The sequence below is a fragment of the Chryseobacterium sp. IT-36CA2 genome, assembly GCF_949767875.1.
Classification (GTDB): domain Bacteria; phylum Bacteroidota; class Bacteroidia; order Flavobacteriales; family Weeksellaceae; genus Chryseobacterium.
The window spans coordinates 34,994-59,279 of sequence record NZ_CATKPG010000020.1 but is presented as its reverse complement, the minus strand read 5'-3'; the positions used below and the strand labels follow the sequence as shown (position 1 = coordinate 59,279).

Annotated in this window: 24 protein-coding genes; 7 read left to right on the top strand and 17 right to left on the bottom strand. The window is 35.5% G+C overall.

Annotation, left to right across the window (positions count from 1 at the left end; all coding sequences use genetic code 11):
- Positions 1-118: 118 nt before the first annotated feature.
- From ACM6F9_RS07650 to ACM6F9_RS07635, 4 genes are all read right to left on the bottom strand, one after another.
- Complete coding sequence (locus ACM6F9_RS07650) at positions 119-1,294, bottom strand: acetyl-CoA C-acyltransferase (RefSeq protein ID WP_414845160.1); 1,176 nt, start codon at positions 1,292-1,294, stop codon at positions 119-121.
- 153 nt (positions 1,295-1,447) lie between these two features.
- Entirely contained in the window at positions 1,448-1,948 is a 501-nt protein-coding gene (locus ACM6F9_RS07645) for an endonuclease V (RefSeq protein WP_414845159.1), read from the bottom strand.
- Between the two features lie 10 nt (positions 1,949-1,958).
- A complete protein-coding gene (locus ACM6F9_RS07640; RefSeq protein WP_414845158.1) occupies positions 1,959-2,768 on the bottom strand; it encodes a GNAT family N-acetyltransferase in 810 nt (269 codons plus the stop codon).
- 84 nt (positions 2,769-2,852) lie between these two features.
- Positions 2,853-3,893 carry a M28 family metallopeptidase gene (locus ACM6F9_RS07635; RefSeq protein ID WP_414845157.1) on the bottom strand — a complete coding sequence of 347 codons (1,041 nt, stop codon included), beginning with the start codon at positions 3,891-3,893 and terminating at the stop codon, positions 2,853-2,855.
- Positions 3,894-4,050: 157 nt separating this feature from the next.
- Between ACM6F9_RS07635 and ACM6F9_RS07630 the strand changes: the two genes are divergently transcribed.
- Entirely contained in the window at positions 4,051-5,190 is a 1,140-nt protein-coding gene (locus ACM6F9_RS07630) for an aminotransferase class I/II-fold pyridoxal phosphate-dependent enzyme (protein WP_414845156.1), read from the top strand.
- Between the two features lie 144 nt (positions 5,191-5,334).
- On the opposite strand, the gene ACM6F9_RS07625 is transcribed toward ACM6F9_RS07630, so the two are convergent.
- The 11 genes from ACM6F9_RS07625 to pdhA all read right to left on the bottom strand — a co-directional run bounded on the left by ACM6F9_RS07625 (position 5,335) and on the right by pdhA (position 17,583).
- Positions 5,335-8,067 carry a sodium-translocating pyrophosphatase gene (locus ACM6F9_RS07625; RefSeq protein WP_414845155.1) on the bottom strand — a complete coding sequence of 911 codons (2,733 nt, stop codon included), beginning with the start codon at positions 8,065-8,067 and terminating at the stop codon, positions 5,335-5,337.
- A 363-nt stretch (positions 8,068-8,430) separates the two neighbouring features.
- The gene (locus tag ACM6F9_RS07620) at positions 8,431-9,042 is read right to left on the bottom strand and encodes an inorganic pyrophosphatase (RefSeq protein WP_149831792.1); all 612 of its coding nucleotides are present in this window, start codon (positions 9,040-9,042) and stop codon (positions 8,431-8,433) included.
- Between the two features lie 17 nt (positions 9,043-9,059).
- Entirely contained in the window at positions 9,060-9,572 is a 513-nt protein-coding gene (locus tag ACM6F9_RS07615; protein WP_414845154.1) for a hypothetical protein, read from the bottom strand.
- A 24-nt stretch (positions 9,573-9,596) separates the two neighbouring features.
- Entirely contained in the window at positions 9,597-10,772 is a 1,176-nt protein-coding gene (locus ACM6F9_RS07610; RefSeq protein WP_414845153.1) for a hypothetical protein, read from the bottom strand.
- 89 nt (positions 10,773-10,861) lie between these two features.
- Entirely contained in the window at positions 10,862-11,758 is an 897-nt protein-coding gene (locus ACM6F9_RS07605) for a phytanoyl-CoA dioxygenase family protein (RefSeq protein ID WP_414845152.1), read from the bottom strand.
- Between the two features lie 109 nt (positions 11,759-11,867).
- Positions 11,868-12,782, bottom strand: coding sequence for a hypothetical protein (locus ACM6F9_RS07600; RefSeq protein ID WP_414845151.1), 915 nt, complete (start codon positions 12,780-12,782; stop codon positions 11,868-11,870).
- Positions 12,779-13,456, bottom strand: a complete 678-nt coding sequence (radC, locus tag ACM6F9_RS07595; RefSeq protein ID WP_414845150.1) for a RadC family protein — start codon at positions 13,454-13,456, stop codon at positions 12,779-12,781. Before radC ends, ACM6F9_RS07600 begins: the two co-directional genes overlap by 4 nt.
- 32 nt (positions 13,457-13,488) lie before the next feature.
- The gene (locus ACM6F9_RS07590) at positions 13,489-14,067 is read right to left on the bottom strand and encodes a murein L,D-transpeptidase catalytic domain-containing protein (protein ID WP_414845149.1); all 579 of its coding nucleotides are present in this window, start codon (positions 14,065-14,067) and stop codon (positions 13,489-13,491) included.
- 16 nt (positions 14,068-14,083) lie between these two features.
- Entirely contained in the window at positions 14,084-14,752 is a 669-nt protein-coding gene (locus ACM6F9_RS07585) for an ABC transporter ATP-binding protein (protein WP_076597724.1), read from the bottom strand.
- 125 nt (positions 14,753-14,877) lie between these two features.
- Positions 14,878-16,473: a 2-oxo acid dehydrogenase subunit E2 gene (locus tag ACM6F9_RS07580; RefSeq protein WP_414845148.1), complete on the bottom strand. Its 1,596-nt coding sequence runs from the start codon at positions 16,471-16,473 to the stop codon at positions 14,878-14,880.
- A 108-nt stretch (positions 16,474-16,581) separates the two neighbouring features.
- Entirely contained in the window at positions 16,582-17,583 is a 1,002-nt protein-coding gene (pdhA, locus tag ACM6F9_RS07575) for a pyruvate dehydrogenase (acetyl-transferring) E1 component subunit alpha (RefSeq protein WP_414845147.1), read from the bottom strand.
- 530 nt (positions 17,584-18,113) lie between these two features.
- Here pdhA and ACM6F9_RS07570 point away from each other — a divergent pair.
- The 3 genes from ACM6F9_RS07570 to ACM6F9_RS07560 are packed head-to-tail and all read left to right on the top strand — an operon-like array spanning position 18,114 to position 21,025.
- Entirely contained in the window at positions 18,114-18,716 is a 603-nt protein-coding gene (locus ACM6F9_RS07570) for a phosphatase PAP2 family protein (RefSeq protein WP_414845146.1), read from the top strand.
- An 8-nt stretch (positions 18,717-18,724) separates the two neighbouring features.
- On the top strand, positions 18,725-19,216 hold the full coding sequence (locus tag ACM6F9_RS07565; RefSeq protein ID WP_414845145.1) for a BlaI/MecI/CopY family transcriptional regulator: 492 nt from the start codon (positions 18,725-18,727) through the stop codon (positions 19,214-19,216).
- A gap of 24 nt (positions 19,217-19,240) precedes the next feature.
- The gene (locus ACM6F9_RS07560) at positions 19,241-21,025 is read left to right on the top strand and encodes a DUF4153 domain-containing protein (protein ID WP_414845144.1); all 1,785 of its coding nucleotides are present in this window, start codon (positions 19,241-19,243) and stop codon (positions 21,023-21,025) included.
- Between the two features lie 57 nt (positions 21,026-21,082).
- Here the strand turns inward: ACM6F9_RS07560 and ACM6F9_RS07555 are convergent, their stop codons facing one another.
- Positions 21,083-21,844, bottom strand: coding sequence for a hypothetical protein (locus ACM6F9_RS07555; RefSeq protein WP_414845143.1), 762 nt, complete (start codon positions 21,842-21,844; stop codon positions 21,083-21,085).
- A gap of 141 nt (positions 21,845-21,985) precedes the next feature.
- Positions 21,986-22,348: an RNA recognition motif domain-containing protein gene (locus ACM6F9_RS07550; RefSeq protein WP_040999136.1), complete on the bottom strand. Its 363-nt coding sequence runs from the start codon at positions 22,346-22,348 to the stop codon at positions 21,986-21,988.
- A 367-nt stretch (positions 22,349-22,715) separates the two neighbouring features.
- On the opposite strand from ACM6F9_RS07550, the gene ACM6F9_RS07545 reads away from it, so the two are divergent.
- From ACM6F9_RS07545 to ACM6F9_RS07535, 3 genes are all read left to right on the top strand, one after another.
- The gene (locus tag ACM6F9_RS07545; protein WP_414845142.1) at positions 22,716-23,129 is read left to right on the top strand and encodes a DUF6157 family protein; all 414 of its coding nucleotides are present in this window, start codon (positions 22,716-22,718) and stop codon (positions 23,127-23,129) included.
- 97 nt (positions 23,130-23,226) lie between these two features.
- Entirely contained in the window at positions 23,227-23,622 is a 396-nt protein-coding gene (locus ACM6F9_RS07540) for an acyl-CoA thioesterase (protein ID WP_089691186.1), read from the top strand.
- A complete protein-coding gene (locus tag ACM6F9_RS07535; RefSeq protein WP_414845141.1) occupies positions 23,619-24,179 on the top strand; it encodes a helix-turn-helix domain-containing protein in 561 nt (186 codons plus the stop codon). Before ACM6F9_RS07540 ends, ACM6F9_RS07535 begins: the two co-directional genes overlap by 4 nt.
- Positions 24,180-24,286 lie beyond the last annotated feature (107 nt).

The window sequence follows — 24,286 nt, the reverse complement described above, 5'->3', positions numbered from 1 at the left end:
ATGATGATTTATCAATGGATAATCAATCTGTTACCAATACAAAAGATCCCTCTCAAATTTAACTTCAAGAGAGATCTTTTTAATATAATAATTGGAATCTAAAGTATTTTTATCACTTTTAACCTATATTTTCAATAAGAATTGCGGAAGCTCCTCCACCTCCATTACAGATGGCAGCAATTCCATATTTACCTTTTTCCTGGCGCAAAACATTCACCAAAGTAGTTATAATTCTGGCACCCGAAGCACCAATTGGATGCCCCAACGCAACGGCTCCCCCATACACATTTACTTTATTCAAATCATACCCAAGAATTTTCTGATTGGATAAAATCACGGAAGAATACGCTTCATTAATTTCGAAAAAGTCAATATCTGATAGTCTAAGACCAGTTTGTTTTAAAAGTTTCTCAATTGCTACCGAAGGTGAAGTAGTAAACCACTCTGGTGATTGGGCAGCATCTGCATAAGCAATTATTCTAGCCAGTGGCTTCAGATGATGACGTTCTATAGCTTCAGAGGATCCTAAGAGTATCACTGCAGCACCATCATTAAGATTACTTGAGTTTGCAGCGGTGAGAGTTCCGTCTGCTTCAAAGGCAGGTTTCAAAAGGGATATTTTCTCAGGAATCAGTTTATCAATATCTTCGTCTTTATCAACGATTGCCGTTCCCTTTTTACCTTTAATCGATATTTTGATCAATTCATTGTCGAACTTGCCATTTTTGGCTGCTTCCTGTGCTCTATGGTACGAAAGCAATGCATAGTCATCAAGTTCTTGTCTGGTAAGCCCGTATTTTTTTACACCTAATTCGGCGGCACTTCCCATGTGGAAGTCATTGTATACATCCCATAGACCATCCTTAATCAATCCATCGGTAAGATTGGTATCTCCCAGCTTTGTTCCCTGGCGAATTTTGATATAATGCGGGACGTTACTCATACTTTCCATTCCTCCTGTCATGACGATATGATCCAGTCCAAGCTGAATCTGCTGAGCTCCAACCATGGCTGATTTCATTCCGGAAGCACAAACTTTATTAATCGTGGCAGCATCTTTATCAACAGGAATTTTAGCAAAAATTGCAGCCTGTCTTGCAGGCGATTGTCCCAGTCCGGCACTCAGTACACTTCCCATATAAATGCTGTCTATATGCTCGGGTGTAAGATTGATGCTTTCATAAGCATTCTGAATGGCAAGAGCTCCTAACTGCGGCGCAGTAAATCCAGACAGACTTCCCATAAAACCACCAACAGGAGTTCGTTTTGCTGATACTATAAATACTTCTTTCATAGGTTTTATTTTTACAATATACCGATCAGTATATTTTTAATTAAAAAAAACTCTCTTATTTTTCAAGAGAATGTAACAAAGATAATCAAAATATACCGATCGGTATCTTGCTAATGAAAAAAAATCTTACTTTCATTAGTAAGATTTTTTTATTTAAGTTCTGCTTAGCTGATCTAATTTTTTCAGCAGCGTAGGCATTCTGTAAGCACCATGCATCTGTTCTACTTTCATTTGAACTTCATCTACATCCATTCCTCTTGCCGTCACAAAAAGTGACGTTTTACTTTCTCCACGCACTACATTTCTTCGCTGGGAATCCGGTGTTGTAAATTCATTCTTTGCAATACCAACTATAGGACATTTTCCTTCCAATACTTCATACAGATGGCCCCCTAAGCCAATTTTCCCATCATTATCTAAAGTGACATATCCATCAACGATAATTATATCTTCCGGCTTTAATGTTATTTTCTTCAGGAGGCTTACAATACAGGGCAATTCTCGTTTATAAAAGGCTCCGCTTTCATATTCTGAACTTACAGAAGTTTGTTCTATAAAGATCTCCACTTCTTTTTCAGAGGTCCAGTCTTCAAATGCAATACACACGGTATTGGCATAATCCTCATAATAGTAGGTATCAAACGCGTAAATCATATTTCTTTTCTTAAAAAAACTCACCAAAATGCCACAAAATCCCGGACGGATCATGTACAAAACACTCTTTTCCCCAATCCATCGTTCTTACAGGAGTAAGTTTTACATTTTTATATTTATCCGTAAGTCCTAAAGACAGAAGCTCTTTCCAGAATTCGTCGGTATTGGTAACTTCCATAAAAATCATGGTATTATCAACCCAATCTTTGGCATAATAATCCTGAAGATAAAATCCTATCTCTTCACGGATAAACAGTGATAATTTAGGTTCCAGCACAACTTCTTCAAACCCCAGATCTCTGTAAAAGTTTCTGCTGATTTCAAAGTTTTGTGCCCCGATAAAAGGTCTGATGGATTTCAGTTTTGGTGTCATAGTCTTTTTATTTTTCCAGTTTTCATAAGCCATTTCAAACCTGACTTCTCCTTTTCCATGGGTTCCGGCTTCCTTCCATCCAGATTTTTTGTAGAAGATCTCAGCCCTTGTTCCAGGTGAAGTACCCAGCCATACGGAGTCTTTATTTTGTTCAAAATACCAGTCGAGCATGATGTCATGAAGTTTTCTGCCGATTCCCTGATCTTCAAAATCAGGATGTACGAAGAGTGCCCAGATATTATTCTCTTTCAGGTCTGCAATGGAAAAACCAACAATCCGATCTTCTATCTCACATACCCAGCCCTTTCCTCTTTGAAACAGAAACTCACTACAATCTTCATTGGTAACCAATCCGGGATCCGAAAGTGTATTTTCTTTCACTGAATTTCTTACATTCTGTATTTGTCGAATGTCTTCTGGCTTTGCTTCCCGGATTACTATATTCATCGTGATTATTTTTGTTGATAAGCTCAAGGATGTAAAAATATTTTTTTTCTTACCCCTTGAACCAATCCGAAATAAAACTGGTGATTATTTTCTGTCAACTACAATTCTTTCTTCTCTGTTAGCAATGTCCCAGGCTGTCGTAAAAACAAGCTGAGTTCTTTTTTCCAACAATTGATAATCAATCTTTTCAGGATCATCACCTGGCTTATGATAGTCTTCATGAATACCGTCGAAGAAGAATGCTACAGGAATATTATGTTTGGCAAAATTATAATGGTCTGAACGGTAATATAATTGTTCAGGATCATTCAAATCATCATACTTGTAATTAAGTTCCAGATTATTGGTTCTTTTGTTTGCAGCTTCATTAATTACCTTAAGCTGAGAACTTAGCATTTCTGAACCAATTACATAAACATATTGCTTTCCCCTGTTGGCAGGGTCATCACGCCCGATCATATCAATATTAAGATCAACAACAGTATTAGCTAATGGGAAAACAGGGTTTTCGGAATAATATTCTGAACCAAACAGTCCATGTTCTTCTCCTGTAACGTGAAGGAAAAGAATAGATCTTTTAGGTCCTTTTCCTGCTTTTTTGGCCTGCTGAAACGCCTTGGCAATTTCCATTACAGCTACAGTTCCGCTTCCATCATCATCAGCTCCATTGTATACTACTCCATTTTTTGTTCCTACGTGATCATAATGTGCAGAAACCACTACAATCTCTTCAGGTTTTTCACTTCCTTCAATAAAAGCTAAAATATTTTCAGAATCAGGAAGGTTTCCACCTCCTCTTTTTTTCATAAATTCAGACGGCACTTTCTGATAATATGAGCCTAATGCTTTAGGTCCTGAAATGCCCAGGTTTTTATAATAATTAATCATATACTCACCCGCCTTTTTCTGTCCTTTGCTTCCGGTATCACGCCCTTCCATATCATCTGCAGCAATCACATACAGATTTTTCTTTAAATCTTCAGCATTGATTACTTTATATGCATTGTCAAATGCTTTGCTATGTTTTGTGGATACAGGATGAGAAGTACTCCCGTCAGATAGGTTTGCCGTTCCACAACTGGTCATTACAGCCATGGCAAATAACGGAATAAGTATTTTTTTCATAAAGAATAAATTTCTTAAAAATAATAAATTTTATTGAATAGCAACATCAATAAATCGGACAATAGAAGACAAAACCCAATATAAACCTAAATATCCATTGATTTTAAATTAAATATGATATTAAAATTTTATTATATTTGATTTAAATACAAAATAGGTGGATAAAATTTATGGATTTACTCATTATTCCTTTTTCACGGAAATGTCCGAACTGGCAATCAGGCACGGAAGTTTTGATCTTTCTCTAGGACTCCCCGATTTTGATATTGATGAACGCCTGAAAGTATTTTTAAAAGAAGCTGCAGAAAAGGATACTCACCATTATGAGCCTCTTGCCGGAAATCCTCTTCTGATTGAAAGCATTGTCCGTTTCAATGCCAAAAGGGCTAACAGTATTTCTACTACAAATAAAGAAATCACCATTGTTCCCTGTGCAACCTTTGCTTTATATACTTCTCTCAAATCTATTCTGAATCAGAATGATGAAGTCATTATTATTCAGCCGTCTTATTACACTTATGGGCCTGCTGTTGTGATGAATGGCGGAATACCTGTCTATTATGATCTTGATAGCAACTTTGCAATCAACTGGGATGTATTCAGAAATTGTATTAGTGAAAAAACTAAAGCGGTTATTGTCAATTCTCCCCAGAATCCGACCGGAAAAGTATGGAAAAAAGAAGACTGGAATCAACTTTACGAATTGATCAAAGACCGTGATATTTATTTAATTTCCGAAGAAATATATGATACTTATTGCTATGATGAAGCAGAGCATTACAGTTCTTTCATCCATCCTGAACTCAGAGAAAAGACTTTTTGTATTTTTTCTTTTGGCAAAATGTTTCATACTTCCGGATGGAAAGTGAGTTACATGCTGGCTTCTGAAGCTTTAACTAAAAGATTCCAGTGTCATCAGCAGTACATCTCTTACAGTGTCAATGCTCCGGCACAATATGCTGTGGCAAAGTATCTTGATCTATTTGATCCGGACATCAGTAAAAAAATCATGCAGAAGAAAAGAGATATTTTTAATGAACTGATTAAAGAAACGCCTTTGCAGGTAGAACAAAAATCGGAAGGAAGTGTTTTTCAGGTTGTTAATTTCAGGAATATTTCAAAAACGATGACAGATGTGGATTTTTCAAAATGGCTTACGATTGAGAAAAAGGTTTCCTGTCTTCCACTTTCTGCTTTTTATAATTCCAGAAATAATTCTGATTATATCAGGTTTAGTTTTGCTAAAAAAGATGAGTTGATTATTCAGGCTTTGGAGCATTTGAAAAGGAATCTTTGATGTTTTTGCTGTTGTTTTTCCCACAAATCGCACAGATTTTCACAGATGATTGTGGATATTTTATTTGTGCAGGTTTTATTTTTAAGGGTAATCAATAAAAAAGCACCGCCAGGGCGATGCTTTTCTAGTTTTTTTTGATTGATTTTAAAGAGCTAACACTCTTACATCAATTCTTCTGTTTTTTGCTTTACATTCGTCAGTATCATTCGCTTCACATACAGGATGCTGTGATCCGTATCCTTCTGCTTCAATTCTGTCTGCCGAAATACCTAACTCAAGAAGTTTCAATTTTGCTGTTTGCGCTCTCAGATTAGATAATTTGATATTGCTATCTTCATTACCACTGTTATCTGTATATCCTCCTAATTTTATTTTCAGATCCGGATAGGCATTTAAAATTTCAGCCAAAGTATTCACCTGGAGTACGGATTCTGCTTTCAGATCACTTGAACCTGTTTCAAAATAAAGGTTTTCAATGGTGTACCATTTATTCGGGTCTAATGCAGATTTGTCTTTTTGTTTAACTACATTATAAAGCTGATAAAGCTGACTTCCATCTCCAATGGCAATTGTTTTTCCACCATCCAGCTTTATTTTCTGAATATTTCCTGTTTCATACACAAAATCTCCACTTTCATTAAGGTGTCCTTTAATTTCTCCCGGAACAGCAGTAATGATTTTCGTATCTCCATTTACACCTGTTGCAGCGGTAGTAATCCCTGTCAGACTTTCAATTTTTGCTTTTCTGTTGGCTTCAATTTTATCTTTATGCAAAACAGCCAAAGTGGGTGCAATCACCAATGAAACGATTGACATTAATTTGATCAAAATATTCATAGACGGTCCTGATGTATCTTTAAATGGATCTCCCACCGTATCTCCTGTTACGGATGCCTTGTGAGGTTCTGAACCTTTGTAGTAGGTCTGCCCATTAATATCAACCCCTTTTTCAAAGGATTTTTTGGCATTATCCCAAGCGCCTCCTGCATTATTCTGAAACATACCCATCAAAACACCACATACTGTAGCTCCAGCAAGGAACCCTCCCAACACTTCAGGTCCGAAAATAAATCCGATTAATAGGGGTGAAATGATTGCAATAGCACCTGGTAACATCATTTTTCTGATGGATGCATCTGTAGAAATGGCTACACATTTTTCATATTCCGGCTGTGCTTTTCCTTCCAGAATTCCAGGAATTTCGCGGAACTGTCTTCTTACTTCTTCCACCATCGCCATCGCAGCCTGTCCTACAGCTGTAATCGCCAATGATGAGAAAATAAATGGAATCATTCCTCCTACAAATAATCCTGCAAGAACGTCTGCTCTGTAAATATCAATCCCGTCAATTCCAGCAATTCCTACAAACGCTGCAAATAAAGCCAGTGCTGTCAAAGCAGCTGAAGCAATTGCAAATCCTTTTCCGGTAGCTGCGGTTGTATTTCCTACGGCATCCAGAATATCTGTTTTTTCTCTTACTTCTTTAGGAAGTTCACTCATTTCAGCAATACCACCGGCATTATCTGCGATAGGCCCAAAAGCGTCAATCGCAAGCTGCATTGCTGTAGTAGCCATCATTCCTGCTGCTGCAATAGCTACTCCGTAAAGTCCGGCACACAGATAAGAACCATAGATTCCACCTGCAAGTACAAGAATGGGGAGCAAAGTGGATTCCATCCCCACGGAAAGTCCACCGATAATATTGGTTGCATGGCCTGTGGAAGACTGTCTCACAATACTGGAAACCGGTCTTTTACCCATTGCCGTATAATATTCAGTAATAATACTCATTAAAGTTCCTACTACCAGCCCTACCATAATGGCTCCGAATACTCCCATTTTAGTAAATTCATGGCCTCTGAGAACCATTTTTTCAGGAAGGATATACGTTACCAGGAAGTAAGAGGCGATAGCGGTAATCACAATACTTCCCCAGTTTCCAAGGTTTAATGCATTTTGAACGCTGGAAGTAGATGAACCTTCGTTATCATTAATTTTTACAAATAAAGTTCCGATCATGGAAAATATAATCCCGGTTCCCGCGATCAGCATCGGTAAAAGTATCGGTGCAAAACCTCCGAATGCATCATCAGAAATTGTTTCTCTACCTAACACCATCGTTGCCAGAACCGTTGCTACATAAGATCCGAAAAGATCGGCTCCCATTCCCGCAACATCTCCTACATTATCTCCTACGTTATCTGCTATCGTTGCAGGGTTTCGGGGATCATCTTCAGGAATTCCTGCTTCTACTTTCCCAACAAGGTCAGCCCCTACGTCTGCAGCTTTTGTATAAATACCACCACCTACTCTTGCAAAAAGTGCAATAGATTCGGCTCCAAGAGAAAATCCTGTAAGAATCTCAATGGTTTTTTCCATTTCATGAGAGTCTACTGTGGCTTCGGGTGCAAAAATCTGCTTAATAATAAGAAATAAAGCTCCTAAACCTAACACTGCCAGCCCGGCAACTCCCATTCCCATTACGGAACCTCCTGTAAAAGAGACTTTAAGGGCTTTTGACAGGGAAGTTCTTGCTGCTTCTGCAGTCCTCACATTTGCTTTGGTAGCGATTTTCATTCCGATAAAACCTGCTGATGCAGAGAAAATAGCTCCAACAGCAAAAGCAATTCCGATACTCCAGTGCGAGTTAGCATTTGTAGATCCCATCACTGCCAGTAAAATAGCAACTACTACAACAAAGTACGTTAAGATTTTGTATTCAGCCTTTAGAAAAGCCATTGCACCGTCTGCAATATGGCCGCTGATTATTTTCATTTTTTCATTTCCGGCATTCTGTTTATTAACCCAATTGCTCTGAAGAAATGTGTAAAGTAAAGCCACGACACCAAAAATTGGCACTAACATAAATAGATCCATAGTTTAATATTTTTTTGGTAATAGAAAATTAAATATAATAAATAATTACTATCAAAGCGTTAAAAATTTTAACAGTATGATGTTTATCATCAAAAAAAATAAAAATACCGCAATGAAATAACAAGGATCTAAATCTATTAAAAACGGTACTGAATAGAGGTTTCAGGAGGAATTATCTGAACTAAAAACCATTGAATAATTTAAACATTTGAGGTTTAGCAGATAAGTGATCTTTCAAATATCAAATTGCTTCACATTCTGTTCGTAATGACGGTTTTATATTCAAATAATTGTTTTAATTAAACAAAAAAAAGGATAAACAGAAACCTGTCTACCCTTTTGTTGTATTGAATTAAGAGAATCTTATCCTCCGAATTTATCTGCATAGTCTGTTTGAGAAGCTTTAATCACTTTTCTTGCGTGCTCAGCTCCATATACTTCCTGGATTCTGCATTTTGCTGGTTCATCCGGTAAGTTTTTATATGTAAGGAAGTAGTGCATTAATCTTTTTACTTCTGCTTCTGGTAATTCAGCAATATCTCTGAAGTGTCCGAAAGCGTGGTCATTAATCATTACTGCAACAATTTTATCATCAGCTTCTCCTCCGTCAATCATTTTGAAACCTCCAATTGGAATAGCTTCCATCAATAAACCTCCGGCATGGATGTTGTGAGAACTTAAAACACAAATATCAAGAGGATCATGATCTCCCATAGTAACATCAGTAGCTCCTGATTCTACAGCCAGTCTCATCACTTCTTTATCACAGTATGTTCTTGGAACAAAACCGTATAAAGCAGGGATAATGTTAGAGAATTTCTGCGGTCTGTCTACCTTTAAATATCCTGTTTCTTTATCTACTTCATATTTAATAGTATCTGAAGGAACAATTTCCACAAATACGTTTACAACATTTGGCGCATCTTCTCCTGCAGAAATTCCGTGCCATGGATGTGCTTTAAAATTTGGAATCATTATTTATCTGTTATTTTTTAAGTTATTATTAAAATTTCTTTTCTTAGATCTTCTATTGTTTCGACGATATAATCGTTACCTTCCATATAGTTCATGATGAAAATCGTTTTGAATTCATCCAGCTGAACTTCTCCTTTCAATCCGTCATAGGTCTTGTGAAGTAGCTCTATGATCGCATTTTTCGAGTCTACAATATTCTTCCAGGAATTTTTTGTGATGTATAACTGTTGTGAAGAGTTATATTCAAATTCTTCGTTAATGGTCTTTTCTGTAAGGAAAATAAACTCATGAACGGCAAGATCTCTGTCAAATCTGTGGATAAGGTTTGACGGCTTCATTCTATCCAGAAAAAGGGTCATTCTTTCGTAGGAATGTGCCTTATTCTCTGAATTCGACTTTACACTAAGCAGTTTGATTTCCTGGTTTTTAAGGGTAATGTACGAGTGTACAAATTGTCTGAGCAAAACCAGAAAAGGAATTGCAATAATCAATGCAAATGCATACGGTAGATATCCTGAGAGACTCGTCATAATTTTAGACTGCAAAATTACTAATTATTTTCCGTCTTCTAAAGAGTTTTTAAATATATCCACTCTAGAACTTTGTATATAAATTAATGCCAGCATAATTATGAGATAAAAGCCCAGCATCATCCTGTTTACCAGAGATGGAAAAACAAGAAATCTTAACATAACTGTGACATAAATAATCGCAAAAAACAATACCTGAGCCTGATTCTTTTTGCTGTAAAAGGAAAATTTATTTGCTAGAATAACAACTATAAAGATCAGCAAAAGCGGAAAGAATGAACCGTTAAACTCCAACATTATATTGCTTTTAATAAAATGAATATACTCTGAGAAGGAGAACGGATCTGGATTTGAAACAGGATAAATCTGAACTTTAGTAAACTGATTCATAAAAAGTGTAGACCAGGCAACCTGATTAAAAGCCTGTATCAAAGCGAAGGATAGAAACAGATATCCATATGATATTAATAAGGGAGCTGTTTTCACCTCTAGTTTTTGTCTGTAAAGATAAATCAGACCATACAGGAATGAATAGAAAATAAAATATTCCGGCCTTGTAAGAATACACAGCATGGCAAAGATTCCTGCAAGAAAGAAATTTTTTCTGATCAAAAATATATAAAAGCTCAAAAGCAGCATTAGGCATGATAAAGTATCTGCAGAAACATGTCTGGTAGATTCCGGAAGAGGCTTGAACATCGAAATCAAAATAACAATAATGAAGGCCAGACTATAATTTTTCAGGATTTTTATCAGAAAGCTGAAAATTAAGATCAGGATGAGCGCATAAGAAATTATCGAAATTAAAGAGGTTGAAGCAGACGCGCTAAAACCCATTTTAAAGAATGACCAGTTGATAAAATTATAAAAAGGTTTTACCACAAAAAGCTGTAATTCTTCTTCGTAGGCTTTGGGATTTTGTGATATAATTTTATAGTAAGTACTCTCCCCTTTTGCTACTTCTTCCACCATAGGGTTTACAGGGCCTAATCCTGCAAAATCGGGATTTTTTTCCCTCAGCTCATCATATACCTTCTTATGAATTTCTTCAATCTTCATATCGGGATATTCCGTTTTATAAATAAGCCCCATATACGCTTCCATATCAGTATTGTAATAATGGTGGGTATACAGATAGTATGACATAAAGCATACATAGATTGAAAATATAAAAACAAGAATATTTCCCCTTTTTTTCATACATGGTATTATAAGAATGCAAATGTAAAAAAACTATCTTTTAAATCTGTATTCTTATAAAAAGCTTTTATGAGAAAGCAAAACTTCTATTAAAGTTCAAATAATGCCGGTCTTTGGGTCACTTCATGATAGCAGACACTATTTTCATCAAAGAAGTGATATACAAGGCTTTTTCTTGTTCTGTTTTTATCTGTATGAGGCTCACCACCGTGAAGAATATTGGCATGCCAGATTAACAAGTCTCCTTTTTTTGCTTTAAAGACTTCCTTTTTCAAGCCCAGTTCTTTTACCTTGTCCTCAAGGAATGTTTCATAAGCTCTGTAGCTTTTCTTTCCTATTTTCAAGGCTGAACCTTCATTATCATAGTCAGAATTCAGGAAATAGGGTAATTTATGGCTTTTAGGAATATAATGCAATGCACCATTGGTCTCATCTACATCTTCTAAAGCTATCCAGACTCCCAGCAGCCCCCCCAAAGGATAAGTTGTCATGTGAATACTGTCTGAATGCGTTTTTTGCTGGCTTCCGTTAATAAAGTTGATACTTTGAAAAAGTTTGGATTTTCCGTTCAGTAAAACAGACAAAAAGTCAAGCAATTCCTTGTCACTTCCAATATTTCTGATGATTTCCGAATGGTGAATAGCAAACATCAGTTTTCCACCATAGATAAACTTCAATGTACCATCTTTCATCAGGTTATCAATCTCCATATTGATTTGGTCTGCCGCTTCCGGTTTCAGGAAATTCCTTAAAATCATATAACCGCGGTCATCATACTGAAGAGCACTTTCTTTATTTTCTTCCGTTAACTTCTTAAAAAAAGGAGTTTCCGTAAGTTTTGAATAATCTACAGTTCTTTCACTGGCAGGGAGATGAGCAAAATCTTTACTCGAAATACTCGAAAAATAATTCTTCTTAATTCCGTATTTTTTATATAGTGGAATATTATGTTTTAACTTATTCTTTTTAAACAAGTTATAAAGCATATATGATAGTTTGTACTGACGAATCTGTTGTAACATAACTGTTTTACTAAGGATTTTATAAAGTTACGGAATAATACTTAATTAGAACCAATCTAAACAATGCTTTTCATCATAAAAAAGATTTCCCTCTCATGATGAGATACCCTAATTTTTTAAAAAGATTCTTTTTTGAATTTTCAATAATTCCGTAAGGTCTCAGCTCCGGGCGGAATCCTCTGAAAAACTCTTCAATATTGGGCAATTCTCCTCCTTCAAAATCAAAAATATGAGTTTCTATATTTTCTTTAAGGATATGATCAATCAAAACAGAAGCACCTGACAGTTTCACGTAATCTTTATCGTTAAAATTACCTAAAAGGGCTACCATATTACAGTCTGTATAAGTAGCAATAACGTTGATAATCTTATTTTGATAATAAAAAGCGGTAAACTTCAGATAATTTGACTTGTGAAAACTTTCAAAAATTCTCATGAATTCACCCAGGTCATCATCTTTACTAAGCCCTATTGTATTAGCTTCAATGAAGGCTTTTGCTTTGTCATAAGAGATCGTGCGGATTTCTGATTCTTTTATAACTTCTTCACCCAGCCGAAGCTTTCTTTTCCTTTTGGGAGAATATCCGGCATATACTTTTTCATAATTATCAGGATACAATAAAAAATTTTTCTTGATTCTGATCTTTGTACGAAGCTGGTTTACATCATTAAACGGATATGCTCTGATCATGTAATTTCTTTCCAGATATTCTAAAAAAGCTTCATTAAGATCAAGATTATCTTTAACAGAAAAAACGCCAAGCTGCTGACAAAGTTTCGGGTTGTGAACAATTTTCATCCCATATTTTCTGACAAAAGGAACAGGCATCACTGCTTCGTAATCTTTATAAACGAGAATTTCCCATGGCATTGTTGAAGTGGTATCTAAAAAATATTTTGTAGCAGAATATTTTCTTTGTTCGGAATTTTCTAAACATTGAGCATATTTTACAAAATCAATTTCATGGTATTTCAATCTTCTAATCATAACAATCCTGCGTCTGAGAAACTAAAATAAGAGTTCTGTGTGACAATAATATGGTCTAAAAGCTGGATACTTAATGTATTTCCTGCTTCTTTTACTTTTTGTGTAATATGAATATCTTCCCTGCTTGGCTTTAAGCTTCCTGAAGGATGATTATGGGCAATGATGATCCCCGTTGAGAAATGATCCAATGCCATTTTATACAGAGTTCTGACATCTACAATCGACTGGCTTATTCCACCCTGTGTCAATTGTGAAACGTGAATCACTTTATTGTTATTATTCAGAAAAATAGCCCAGAATTCTTCTGTTCTCAAATCAGAAAGCTGGTTTCTAAGAATCATATAAGCGTCATTGCTGTTCCCGATAATTGTTTTTTCAGGAATTTCCTGTACAGCTCTTCGTCTTCCGATTTCCAGAGCCGCAATGATCGAAATGGCTTTTGACTCTCCAATGCCTTTAAATTTCATCAGATCTTTAGCAGAAAGTAAGCTCAATTGATGCCAGCTGTTGTTTACAGAGGCTAAAATTTTCCGTGCTAGTTCCAGAGCATCTTCTTCTCTGTTTCCACTTCCCATAATAATAGCCAGCAATTCAGAATCAGAAAGCGAGCTTTTGCCTTTCTGCAAAAACTTTTCTCTGGGTCTGTCATCTTCGGCAAGTAGTTTTATAGCCATGGAAAAATAGATTATAGATGATTTAGGATCAATTAATAGAAAGCATATAGGATCAGGGGTTTCGCCGACTGATCAATATATTTCGCGGTTTCTTTAAGAGCATTTACAGAAAGCATCGGACATCCTAAGCTCAGGCATGCGGGAGTTTGAGATTCAATATCCGGAATACATCCGTATGAGTGCAAAACTATGGCTCTTTGCATGGCATTGCTATTAGTAGAGTCCAGGCCTTTTAAGCGGTATGCTTTTCCAAATTTTCCTACATAGCTTTCTCCAATGGCATATTTTCCTAGAGATGACTGGTAGGATCCTTCAATATTGCTGAATTTCAAAGCATCCGACTTTGGAACTACAGAACCAGAGCCATGGGATACTACAGCCTGTTGTACAATTGTATTTTTTTGCAGGTTATAAATGAAATAACGGTATTTTCCGGAAGGCATCTTAAAATTGATAAAAACAGCCAGTTCCTGATTGTACTCTTTTCCTTTAATATAATTTTTAATCTCTGAAATTTTTGCCTGAGGCACACCTAATGAATTCAACTGCTGAGATTCAGCTTTTGAACAGGAAATTAAAATGAGAAAAAGAAAAATAAAGTGTTTCATCATCTGGTGTGATATACGTCTATTCTATGATCATTCCGTCTTTCATGACGAGCTTGCGGTCTGTAATTTCTGCAAGATTCGGATTGTGGGTCACAATAACAAATGTCTGGTTGTATTTGTCTCTAAGATCAAAAAATAATCTGTGAAGATCATCTGCGTTCTTGGAATCCAGGTTTCCGGTAGGTTCATCGGCAAAAATAATTTTGGGTGAATTGATTAAAGCTCTTGCTACGGCTACCCTTTGCGCTTCTCCACCTGAAAGCTGATTGGGTTTATGATTCAGTCTTTGCTCTATCTTTAAATCTTCAAATAAAGCATAAGCCTTTTCAAGTGCTTCTCTTTCATTTGCTCCGGCTATCTTTGTCGGAAGCAGTACGTTTTCCAGTGCTGTGAACTCCGGAAGAAGCTGATGAAACTGAAATACAAATCCAATATTCTGATTTCTGAACTTTGACAGCTGCTTATCATTCATGTTAATAAATGATTCTCCTGCTATTTCAATTTCAGTGTCATATTTGTTTGATTGAGTCGGATGATCCAAAGTTCCTAAAATCTGCAACAACGTAGACTTACCTGCTCCAGATTCTCCTACGATAGAAACCACCTCACCCATTTTGATGTGAATATCAACACCTTTCAGTACTTCTAAATTCCCATAAGATTTATGGATATTTCTTGCTTTAATCATGATTCAAAAATAGTAATTTGATTTTGAAATTCCATCAAAAAGTACAGTGATAATTTTCAATTATCAAATTGATATAACAAAAAAACCTCCCGGCTTGGGAGGTTTTTTATTTTTAATTCAGAAAATTACAGTAACAATGTTAATGGACTTTCTAAATAAGTTCTTAATGTTTGTAAGAATTGAGCCCCTGTAGCTCCATCTACCACTCTGTGATCACAAGCCAATGAAAGTTTCATGGTGTTTCCAACTACGATCTGACCATCTTTTACGATTGGTTTCTCAATAATTGCTCCTACTGAAAGGATTGCAGAGTTTGGCTGGTTGATGATACTTGTAAATGTCTCAATTCCGAACATTCCTAAGTTAGAAATAGAGAATGTAGATCCTTCCATTTCATTAGCTTTAAGGCCTTTACTCTTAGCTCTTGAAGCCATATCTTTTACGGATGCAGAAATCTGAGTGTACGTCATCTGATCTGTATTTTTCAATACCGGAACTACCAATCCGTCTGGAATAGCTACTGCTACACCGATGTTGATATTCCCTCTGTGGATGATCTTATCTCCTGCCCAGCTTGAATTTACCTGTGGGTGTTTTCTTAAAGCAATTGCTGTAGCTTTAATGATCATATCGTTGAAAGAGATTTTAGTATCTGGAAGAGAATTGATTTCTTTTCTAGCCTCAATTGCTTTATCCATATTAATCTCAACCATCAGATAGTAGTGAGGGGCAGAGAATTTACTTTCAGAAAGACGTTTCGCGATAATATTTCTTACCTGAGAGTTTTGAGTCTCTGTATCTTCACCTTGTACGAAGCTTACCGCAGCAGGAGCAGCACTTACTGCTGGAGCTGAAGCAGCCGTTTTCGCAGCTGGCTGATAATTTTCAATATCTTTTTTAACGATTCTTCCGTTTTCACCAGATCCCTGAACACTGTTGATATCAACCCCTTTATCCTGAGCCATTTTCTTAGCTAGCGGAGAGATTGCTACTCTATCAGAAGATGAAGAGTTGGCAGCCGGAGCAGCTTTTTCTTCTGTCTTCGCTTCTGCTTTTTGTTCAGTTGGTTTTTCAGTAGACTGAGCAGCGGTTTTTGGAGCTCCTACAGCTGAAATATCAGTTCCTGCAGGGCCAATAATTGCCAATACAGAGTCTACGGGAGCAGCACCTCCTTCTTCTACACCTTGCTTCAATAGTACTCCATTGAATTCAGATTCGAAATCCTGTACCGCTTTATCTGTTTCGATCTCAGCAAGAAGATCTCCTTCTTTTACTGTATCGCCTACATTTTTGTGCCATTTAGCTACTTTACCTTCTGTCATTGTATCAGAAAGTCTTGGCATTGTAATAACTTCTACTCCTGCCGGAACTTCTGCAGCAGCAGATGCAGCAGTTTCTGCTTTAGGCTGTTCTTCTGATTTTTTTTCTTCAGTTGCAGCAGTGGGAGCAGCAGCTCCACCTGTTAATCCTGAAATATCTTCTCCTTCATTTCCGATAATAGCTAAAACAGAGTCTACAGCAGCAGCACCTCCTTCTTCTACACCTACGTATAAAAGGGTACCTTCTATTTCAGATTCGAAATCCTGAACTGCTTTATCAGTTTCAATTTCAGCTAAAATATCTCCTTCTTTTACTTTATCTCCTACTTTTTTATGCCATTTTGCCACCTTACCTTCCGTCATAGTGTCGGACAGGCGGGGCATCGTAATTACTTCTGCCATAATTTATTTTAATTTGAAAATTTAGCAATCTGAAAATTTGAAAATTAAAAAAGGACATATTCTATCACACTTTCAAATTCTCAAATTGTCAAATTAACTCATTATCTTTTAGTTTTCTAATTTGTCTAAGAATGGATAATCTTCCTGAGCATATACATATTCGTAAACTTTCTCAGCATCAGGATATGGAGAGTTTTCCATGAATTCGATACATTCATCAACGAAGTCTCTTGACTTGTTGTCCATCATTTCCAATTCAGCTTCTGTAGCCCATCCGTTTTCTAAAATTCTGTGTTTTACAAGCTCAATTGGGTCATCATTTTTATGAATAGCAACTTCCTCTTTAGATCTGTATGGCTCAGCATCAGACATAGAGTGTCCTCTGTAACGGTAAGTTCTTGCTTCAATGAATGTAGGTCCGTCTCCTCTTCTTGCTCTTTCAATAGCCTCATAAGCAGCTTCAGCTACTTTTTCAGGATCCATTGCATCTACAGCAAGGCAAGGCATTTCGTATCCTAATCCTAGTTTATAGATATCTTCGTGGTTGGCAGTTCTTTTTACAGAAGTTCCCATTGCATATTGATTGTTTTCTACAACAAATACTACAGGAAGCTTCCAGTTCATCGCCATGTTGAAGGTCTCATGTAAAGAACCTTGTCTAGCAGCTCCATCCCCAAAGAAACAGATATTCACTGCTTTTCTGTCGAAATATTTATCTGCGAAAGCAATACCAGCTCCCAAAGGAATTTGTCCTCCAACGATACCATGTCCTCCGTAAAAACGGTGTTCTTTACTGAAAATGTGCATAGATCCACCCATACCTCCGGATGTACCTGTCGCTTTACCACAAAGTTCAGCCATGATTCTCTTAGGATCTACTCCCATCGCCATTGGATGGATGTGACATCTGTAAGCAGTAATCATACTATCCTTTGTAAGATCCATTGCATGTGTAAATCCAGCAGGGATAGCTTCCTGACCGTTATACAAATGTAAAAAACCTCTGATTTTTTGTTTTAGGTAAAGAGAACGGCATTTGTCTTCAAACCTTCTCCACATTGTCATATCTTCATACCACTTCAGGTATACCTCTTTAGAAAATTCTTTCATGTGTTAGCTCTTGCTTTTTTATGATGAAATAGTTGAGCAAAATTATGAAAAAAACTTTGTTTTTATTCTATACATAGATAACTTTTCGTTTTTTCTGCAAAATCTATTTGCGGGCTGAGTGGATTATTCTTAATTTTCGACCCTTCCAGCTCCCGATACAACAGTATTCTGTCTACTGATTTTCTAATACAGCATTTATAGAATCAGCCTATTGATGTGGATTTTATGAAATAATAAATAGAACTGAAATATCAAAAATTGATTACCCTTTCCTCATTACTTCTTTCATCTTTAATTATTATTAACATAACTTTTGGGTATTTCAACGGTTTCTTTTCAGGAAAAAAGTCGGTAATTTTTACAGTCTATCTTAATTTTACGAAAGGATTTAATAATACTTTAAAACAGTCTTTATTCTATATTAATATACTTGTACACAACAATTAAATCCTTTTCCTTGCTCATTTTGCTCCTGTATGACTTCTTGTTTTTTGAGGTTATAATGGTATATTTGGTTTTTAAACTAGATTATGGAAGAAAAGCAGTCTTCATTATTACACAAAATTTCAAAAGTCATTTCTGATTTTTTTAATCCATTAGTCTCTCTGATTCTTTATTTTGTATATATGAGTATGAAGGAGTACAGCCTTCAAGATTCTATTCTTTATTTTCTTCCTATATTATTAATGGTCATCATTCCGGTTGTTATATGGCTGGTATGGAATGTAAAAACAGGAAGATATACCAATATGGATGTTTCCAACCGGGTTCAAAGGAAGACATTGTATATATTTATTGCAGCCTGTGTAGTCGCTTATCTTGCTTTTAATTATATCAAAAACGGATATATTGATCTGGTCATGCTGTTTATTTTGGTTCTTCTTTTTGCCCTTCAGATCAGCAATCTTTTCATCAAAAGTTCCATGCACACTGCGTTCAATGTATTTGTAGCAGCATTATTTTTCACCCTGGACTGGAAAATGGGTCTGGTATGGCTGGGGATTGCTATTTTAGTCGGAATCACCCGTGTTATTTTAAAAAGACATACCGTAAAAGAAGTATTTATGGGCGCTGGAATAGCTTTTCTGGTATCTTTTATCTATCTTTATTGCAATATTCAATTTCAACATTAGAATACTCTATGAAAATAAATCATCTTACTGCCGCAGAAGAAAACTTTATGAAGCTGTTTTGGAAAATGGAATCTTTCTATCTGAAGGACGTTATGGAGCAGCATCCGGAACCGAAACCACACCAGAATACGGTTTCCACTTATTTGAAAATATTAGTTGAAAAAGGCTATCTGTCTACTGTAAAAGAAGGAAGAATCTTCAAATATACTGTGCTTGTTCCTTTGGAAGGGTACAAAAAATTTTTACTGAAAGAACTTTCGCACAACTTTTTTAATAATTCCGGGAAAGAAATTTTGGAACTTTTATTAAGCGAAAAATTAATCTCGCAGGAAGACATGAAAGGTCATTTTGATCTTAAAATTGAAATAAAACCAGCAAAAATTGAAGAACCTAAGTTTGAAATTGCTGAAGAAATCCTAAGTCCGAAAAAGGAAAAGAAAACTAAAGCAAAAGAGAAAGATAAGGACAAGGATAAAAAGAAGAAAAAGAAAAAGGATTAACCTAAACTCCAAAAACACCAAATCATGAAAACAAAATTCCAGGAAACTTTAAGCCGGGCTAATGAAGTCATTTTCCGATATCCTATGATTCTGGCAATGGCTTTATTAGCTTCTGTTGGCGCCATATGTATTGCTGAAACAGAACGCAGTGAAATTACCTCTTACATCAAATTCACCATTTGCAGCTGTCTCGGAATTTCATTGATGTTTGCCCTAAAAATGCTGTCACAGAGAATTGGAAGAGAATTATTACTACAGGTGTCCGGAATTATTTTTCTTATAGGCTTTTACTTTATCTTGCCGGATAAAAAGAATGGTTTTACGGAAGTTTATGCCTATATTATTGCAGTTACCGTACTACTCTCCCACTTATTGGTATCTTTTGTCCCGTTTCTTGAAAAAGACAGAGAACTCCGATTCTGGCAATACAACAAAAATCTTTTTATCAATATCTTTCTCACTGCCGTATTTACAGGGGTTCTAACAGGTGGTGTTGAATTAGCAATCCTGGCCATTGATAAACTTTTTGATTTTAATTTCCATGATAGACTTTACAGAGATACATTCTTTGTTCTGGCTATTTTCGGTAGCAGTTTTATTTTTCTTTTATTTAATGATAAAGGACTTAATAATCTTGAAAAAGACGGAACCTATCCTGTTGTTTTAAAGTTTTTCACTCAGTTTATTTTAATTCCGCTGCTGCTTATTTATGTAGCTATTCTTTATTTCTATTCAGCTAAAATACTGATCAACTGGCAGCTGCCAAGAGGTTGGGTTTCTTACCTTGTTTTAGCTTACAGTGTTGTAGGTATCCTAGCATTATTGCTGGTACATCCGCTAAAAGAAGAAAATGCAAAATCCTGGGTTAAGATATTTTCGAAGGTCTTTTATTATACCATTGTCCCTTTAATTGTATTACTTTTCACAGCTATTTTCACCAGAATTCTGGAATACGGCTATACAGAACCTAGGTATTTTGTGCTCCTGCTTGCCCTGTGGCTGCTAAGCATTGTTATTTACTTTATTTTCAGTAAAAAGGCTACCATAAAATTTATTCCGATCAGCTTATTTTTGTTTGGAGCTTTTGCTTTGATTTTCCCTTATCTGAATGCTTTCAGCGTTGCCAACAGAAGTCAGAAAACGCAATTAATAAAGATTTTAAATGAGAATCAGCTCATGAGTGCCAATACAATTAATTTCAACAAAAAAGTTACCGATACGATCCGTAATGAAATTGCAGACAAATTTGAATTTCTGGCTGAAAGAAAACAAAATGAATTTTTATCTACTTTACTGAATGAAAAAGATCAGGCTGAATTAGCAAATAATATTGCAGCCGGAACATTTTATAGTGTAAGATATGATATTCAGAATAAATTCTCGGATGTAAACGTCACCGTTAAAAACAGAGCATACGAAATGAACAGACTGGTTCTTGTTCCGGAAAAACAGGTAGTAGAACTCGGAAATTACCAATATTTAATTTCTTTCCACCGCTATAGCAGAGATCCGCAAAAACTGAATAACGATGAGTTTGAACTTACAGATGAACTGACTGATAATTCATCATTAAAATTAAGCTTAAACTCAAAAGAAGAAGTAGATTTTGGACCACAGATTATTAAGCTGCTGAATGAAAATAAAAACAAAACCGGAAATATAAAAGTTCCTGAAATTGCTATGGAATCTGATTTAGGTAAATATCATGTTAAACTTGTTTTCAGTGAAATTACCCGTGAGAAATATTCTGAACAAGATACTGCCAGCATTTATTACGAAAGTGTTTATATATTGATAAGATTGAAATAGTTAAAATAAAAAGAGGTTACCTTATGGATAACCTCTTTTTTAATATATTGCCTTTATTTATCTGTTAGTTCCAGAACTCCAAAGTGGAGAATTCCTTCCATAGATAACAAGGTTTCCGTCATTTTGCACAGTAAGTTTAACAGATCCTCTGTTTTCAGTATTTGAGCTCCATACTGATCTATTATAAGAATCGTAAACGACCAGGTTTCCATCACTTTGGAATTCAGCTCTGCTTCCTTTATTATCTGTTCCTGTCGCCCAGATCGGGCTTCCATTTCTGCCAGCTAAGACAAGATTACCATCGTCCTGAAAAACTAAATAATAACTTCCATCTGAAGAATATAATTTTTCATCTTTACGAAATCTATAACCCGTTGAAACATAATCCCTACTGCTGTAACGATCGCGATTTCTCCAGCCATTATTGTTTTTGATACCACCGCTTTTAGATGCCCATAAAGGGGTAGAGCCATTATAAATAACAAGATTACCATCATCCTGAACGGATAGCTTGTTAGCTCCTTTACCTTCAGTATTTGAGGCAAAAGCAACTCCATTTCCACGTGTATACACTACCAGATTACCATCATCCTGAAAAATTGCTCTTACTCCTCTGTTAGCAGTTCTTGATTCCCATGCAGGAGTACCGGATCTGTTATAAAAAACCAGGTTTCCATCATTTTGAAAGATCAGATAATACTCATTATTATCTGCCCAGTACTTTCTGTCCTGCCTTATTGTTTGTCCTGTATAAATACTTTGTGCATTGATTAATAAGCCGCCAAACACCATCATTAATCCTAATAATTGTTTTTTCATTATAATTACTTTTTGATTGATTGATAATTTTCTAAAACTATGCCAAAACATTTCAATATCTCAATACAAAATTCTAATCAAATGAATTATAGGAAACTAAATTCCATAAAAAAAGCGGCTTAAAAGCCGCTTCATATTTTTTTACCAACGGTTTCCTCCGCCGTTACCTCCACGGTTGTTTCCACCACCGTATCCACCACCGTTTCCACGGTTGTTTCCGTAACCACCACCTCTGTTGTTGTCAAAGCTTCTTCTTGGCTTCTCTTCTCTTGGCTTAGCTTCAGATACGTTTAAAGTTTTTCCGTTAAATTCTTTTTGGTTAAGAGCTTCAATAGCTTGCTTTCCTTCTTCATCACCCATCTCTACAAAACCGAAACCTCTGGAACGACCAGTTTCTCTGTCTGTAACGATTTTAGCTGATGATACGTCACCAAATTCTGCGAATAGATCGTGCAACTCATACTCTTTAGTTGCGTAATTGATGTTTGAAACAAAAATGTTCATTTTAAATAAATTAAAAAATTAATAAAAATTTGGTATATAAAAGAAAAACAACATAAATTAATGAACAAATATTGATTCCAAATATAAACGTATGCAAGATACAATTAAAAATTTCAAATCAAAGCTTTTTTTAAATATTTCTCACATTATGTTGAATCCAAAGAAGAAAAAAGCAAGCAAAAACAACATAAAATACTGATTAACAGATAATTACATATAAAAATATTTTATCATAAAATTAGTTAAAAATTAACAATAAAAGCCAAGTCTAACCACTCACAATCAAGCTAATAAGATTGAAAATGTTATAATTACGATCTCACTTACTATCCTATTCTTCATGAAATCTTAAATTCCAAGCCAAAATATGAAATCACACACTACAAATTATACCAACACACTCATTGAAGTTGCCGAAGACTGCCCTGTTTCCCAGGCACAGATTCCTCCTGAAAAAAAACAAAAAACATTGGCCAATCTTCAATATGAGAAAATTATAAAAAATCCTTATACATATTCTTCAGACGATATTGTTTTTGAATGTTATGCAATTAAAAATGATATTTCAGAAAATGAAAAGCAAGAAGAGAGGAAAATATTCTTTTCAAAAGGGCAACCTTGTCTCCGCTGTTCTCCTTTAGCTAAGAAATACGGATTCGGAATTCATCATAATTCAGAAGGAAAGGTTGCTTTATTGCCTATGGAGAGTAAGGAATATCATGCATTATTAAATGACAGTTCAATTACAAAAACCAAAGCAATGCGTTCCAAAAGAAAATGATTGAGAAAATGAATGATTCTTTTCAGATCAATAAATATGAATCTTTTGAATACATCAGCTTTTAACACTAAATTTGTACTGCAAATTATTAAAAGACATGAACTACCATACCAGAAAATGGGTAAAACCCGAAGACTTAAATCCTAACCATTCACTTTTCGGAGGAAGACTCCTTCAATGGATAGATGAAGAAGCTGCACTCTATGCCATTATTCAGTTGGAAAACACAAAAGTAGTAACCAAATTTATCTCTGAAATTAATTTCGTAAGTTCCGCCAAGCAGGGAGATATTATAGAAATAGGAATTGAAGCATCTCATTTCGGATCCTCTTCTATTACGTTAAGATGTGATGTAAGAAATAAAATGACTCACCAAACTATTATTACGGTAGAAAAAATCGTTATGGTAAACCTTGATGCTGATGGTAATCCTGCTCCTCATGGTAAAACCCAGATTGAATTCGTAAAAGACAGGCTAAACAACAGTCTATGAAAATTTTCATAAAAAATATGGTCTGCAACAGATGCATCGCTGCGGTAGAAAATATCTTCCGCAATGCAGATGTAAAAATAAGCGCAGCCTTATTGGGTGAAATAGAAACTGAAACCGAAGTTTCATCTGAAAAAATGCAGATCATAGAAAAAGAACTGTTAAATACAGGCTTTGAAAGGATCATGGATTCTGCACATCAGATTGTAGAAAAAATCAAAAGCCTGATCATTGTAAAAATTAGCGATCTTGATATCGCAGAAGATTTTTTGCTATCAGAATTTTTAAGTTCAAAACTTCATAAAGATTATAGCGCGCTCTCAAAAACATTTTCACAAAACGAAAATATCACATTAGAACAATTCTTCATTCTTCAGAAAATTGAAAAAGTAAAAGAACTTCTTCTGTACAATGAATTTAATCTTACTGAAATTGCAGGAAAGCTTGGCTATAAAAGCGTACAGCATCTTTCTTCCCAATTCAGGAATGTAACCGGGTTCACCCCAACTGAATTCAAAAAATTGAAAGAGCATAACCGTAAAGCGCTTGACAATCTATAAGTTTTAGAGTTTGAGGGTTTGAGAGTGAAGGAGTTAAATATTTGTATTTCATTTACCAACACTCAAACCCTACAACTCTCCCACTCTAACACTCTCCAACCCTAAAA

Excerpts from the sequence above, each read along its gene's own strand:
- ACM6F9_RS07650 (WP_414845160.1), bottom strand. The coding sequence starts at position 1,294 with ATGAAAGAAGTATTTATAGTATCAGCAAAACGAACTCCTGTTGGTGGT.
- ACM6F9_RS07645 (WP_414845159.1), bottom strand. The coding sequence starts at position 1,948 with ATGATTTACGCGTTTGATACCTACTATTATGAGGATTATGCCAATACC.
- ACM6F9_RS07640 (WP_414845158.1), bottom strand. The coding sequence starts at position 2,768 with ATGAATATAGTAATCCGGGAAGCAAAGCCAGAAGACATTCGACAAATA.
- ACM6F9_RS07635 (WP_414845157.1), bottom strand. The coding sequence starts at position 3,893 with ATGAAAAAAATACTTATTCCGTTATTTGCCATGGCTGTAATGACCAGT.
- ACM6F9_RS07625 (WP_414845155.1), bottom strand. The coding sequence starts at position 8,067 with ATGGATCTATTTATGTTAGTGCCAATTTTTGGTGTCGTGGCTTTACTT.
- ACM6F9_RS07620 (WP_149831792.1), bottom strand. The coding sequence starts at position 9,042 with ATGATTCCAAATTTTAAAGCACATCCATGGCACGGAATTTCTGCAGGA.
- ACM6F9_RS07615 (WP_414845154.1), bottom strand. The coding sequence starts at position 9,572 with ATGACGAGTCTCTCAGGATATCTACCGTATGCATTTGCATTGATTATT.
- ACM6F9_RS07610 (WP_414845153.1), bottom strand. The coding sequence starts at position 10,772 with ATGAAAAAAAGGGGAAATATTCTTGTTTTTATATTTTCAATCTATGTA.
- ACM6F9_RS07605 (WP_414845152.1), bottom strand. The coding sequence starts at position 11,758 with ATGCTTTATAACTTGTTTAAAAAGAATAAGTTAAAACATAATATTCCA.
- ACM6F9_RS07600 (WP_414845151.1), bottom strand. The coding sequence starts at position 12,782 with ATGATTAGAAGATTGAAATACCATGAAATTGATTTTGTAAAATATGCT.
- radC (WP_414845150.1), bottom strand. The coding sequence starts at position 13,456 with ATGGCTATAAAACTACTTGCCGAAGATGACAGACCCAGAGAAAAGTTT.
- ACM6F9_RS07590 (WP_414845149.1), bottom strand. The coding sequence starts at position 14,067 with ATGATGAAACACTTTATTTTTCTTTTTCTCATTTTAATTTCCTGTTCA.
- ACM6F9_RS07585 (WP_076597724.1), bottom strand. The coding sequence starts at position 14,752 with ATGATTAAAGCAAGAAATATCCATAAATCTTATGGGAATTTAGAAGTA.
- ACM6F9_RS07580 (WP_414845148.1), bottom strand. The coding sequence starts at position 16,473 with ATGGCAGAAGTAATTACGATGCCCCGCCTGTCCGACACTATGACGGAA.
- pdhA (WP_414845147.1), bottom strand. The coding sequence starts at position 17,583 with ATGAAAGAATTTTCTAAAGAGGTATACCTGAAGTGGTATGAAGATATG.
- ACM6F9_RS07570 (WP_414845146.1), top strand. The coding sequence starts at position 18,114 with ATGGAAGAAAAGCAGTCTTCATTATTACACAAAATTTCAAAAGTCATT.
- ACM6F9_RS07565 (WP_414845145.1), top strand. The coding sequence starts at position 18,725 with ATGAAAATAAATCATCTTACTGCCGCAGAAGAAAACTTTATGAAGCTG.
- ACM6F9_RS07560 (WP_414845144.1), top strand. The coding sequence starts at position 19,241 with ATGAAAACAAAATTCCAGGAAACTTTAAGCCGGGCTAATGAAGTCATT.
- ACM6F9_RS07555 (WP_414845143.1), bottom strand. The coding sequence starts at position 21,844 with ATGAAAAAACAATTATTAGGATTAATGATGGTGTTTGGCGGCTTATTA.
- ACM6F9_RS07550 (WP_040999136.1), bottom strand. The coding sequence starts at position 22,348 with ATGAACATTTTTGTTTCAAACATCAATTACGCAACTAAAGAGTATGAG.
- ACM6F9_RS07545 (WP_414845142.1), top strand. The coding sequence starts at position 22,716 with ATGAAATCACACACTACAAATTATACCAACACACTCATTGAAGTTGCC.
- ACM6F9_RS07540 (WP_089691186.1), top strand. The coding sequence starts at position 23,227 with ATGAACTACCATACCAGAAAATGGGTAAAACCCGAAGACTTAAATCCT.
- ACM6F9_RS07535 (WP_414845141.1), top strand. The coding sequence starts at position 23,619 with ATGAAAATTTTCATAAAAAATATGGTCTGCAACAGATGCATCGCTGCG.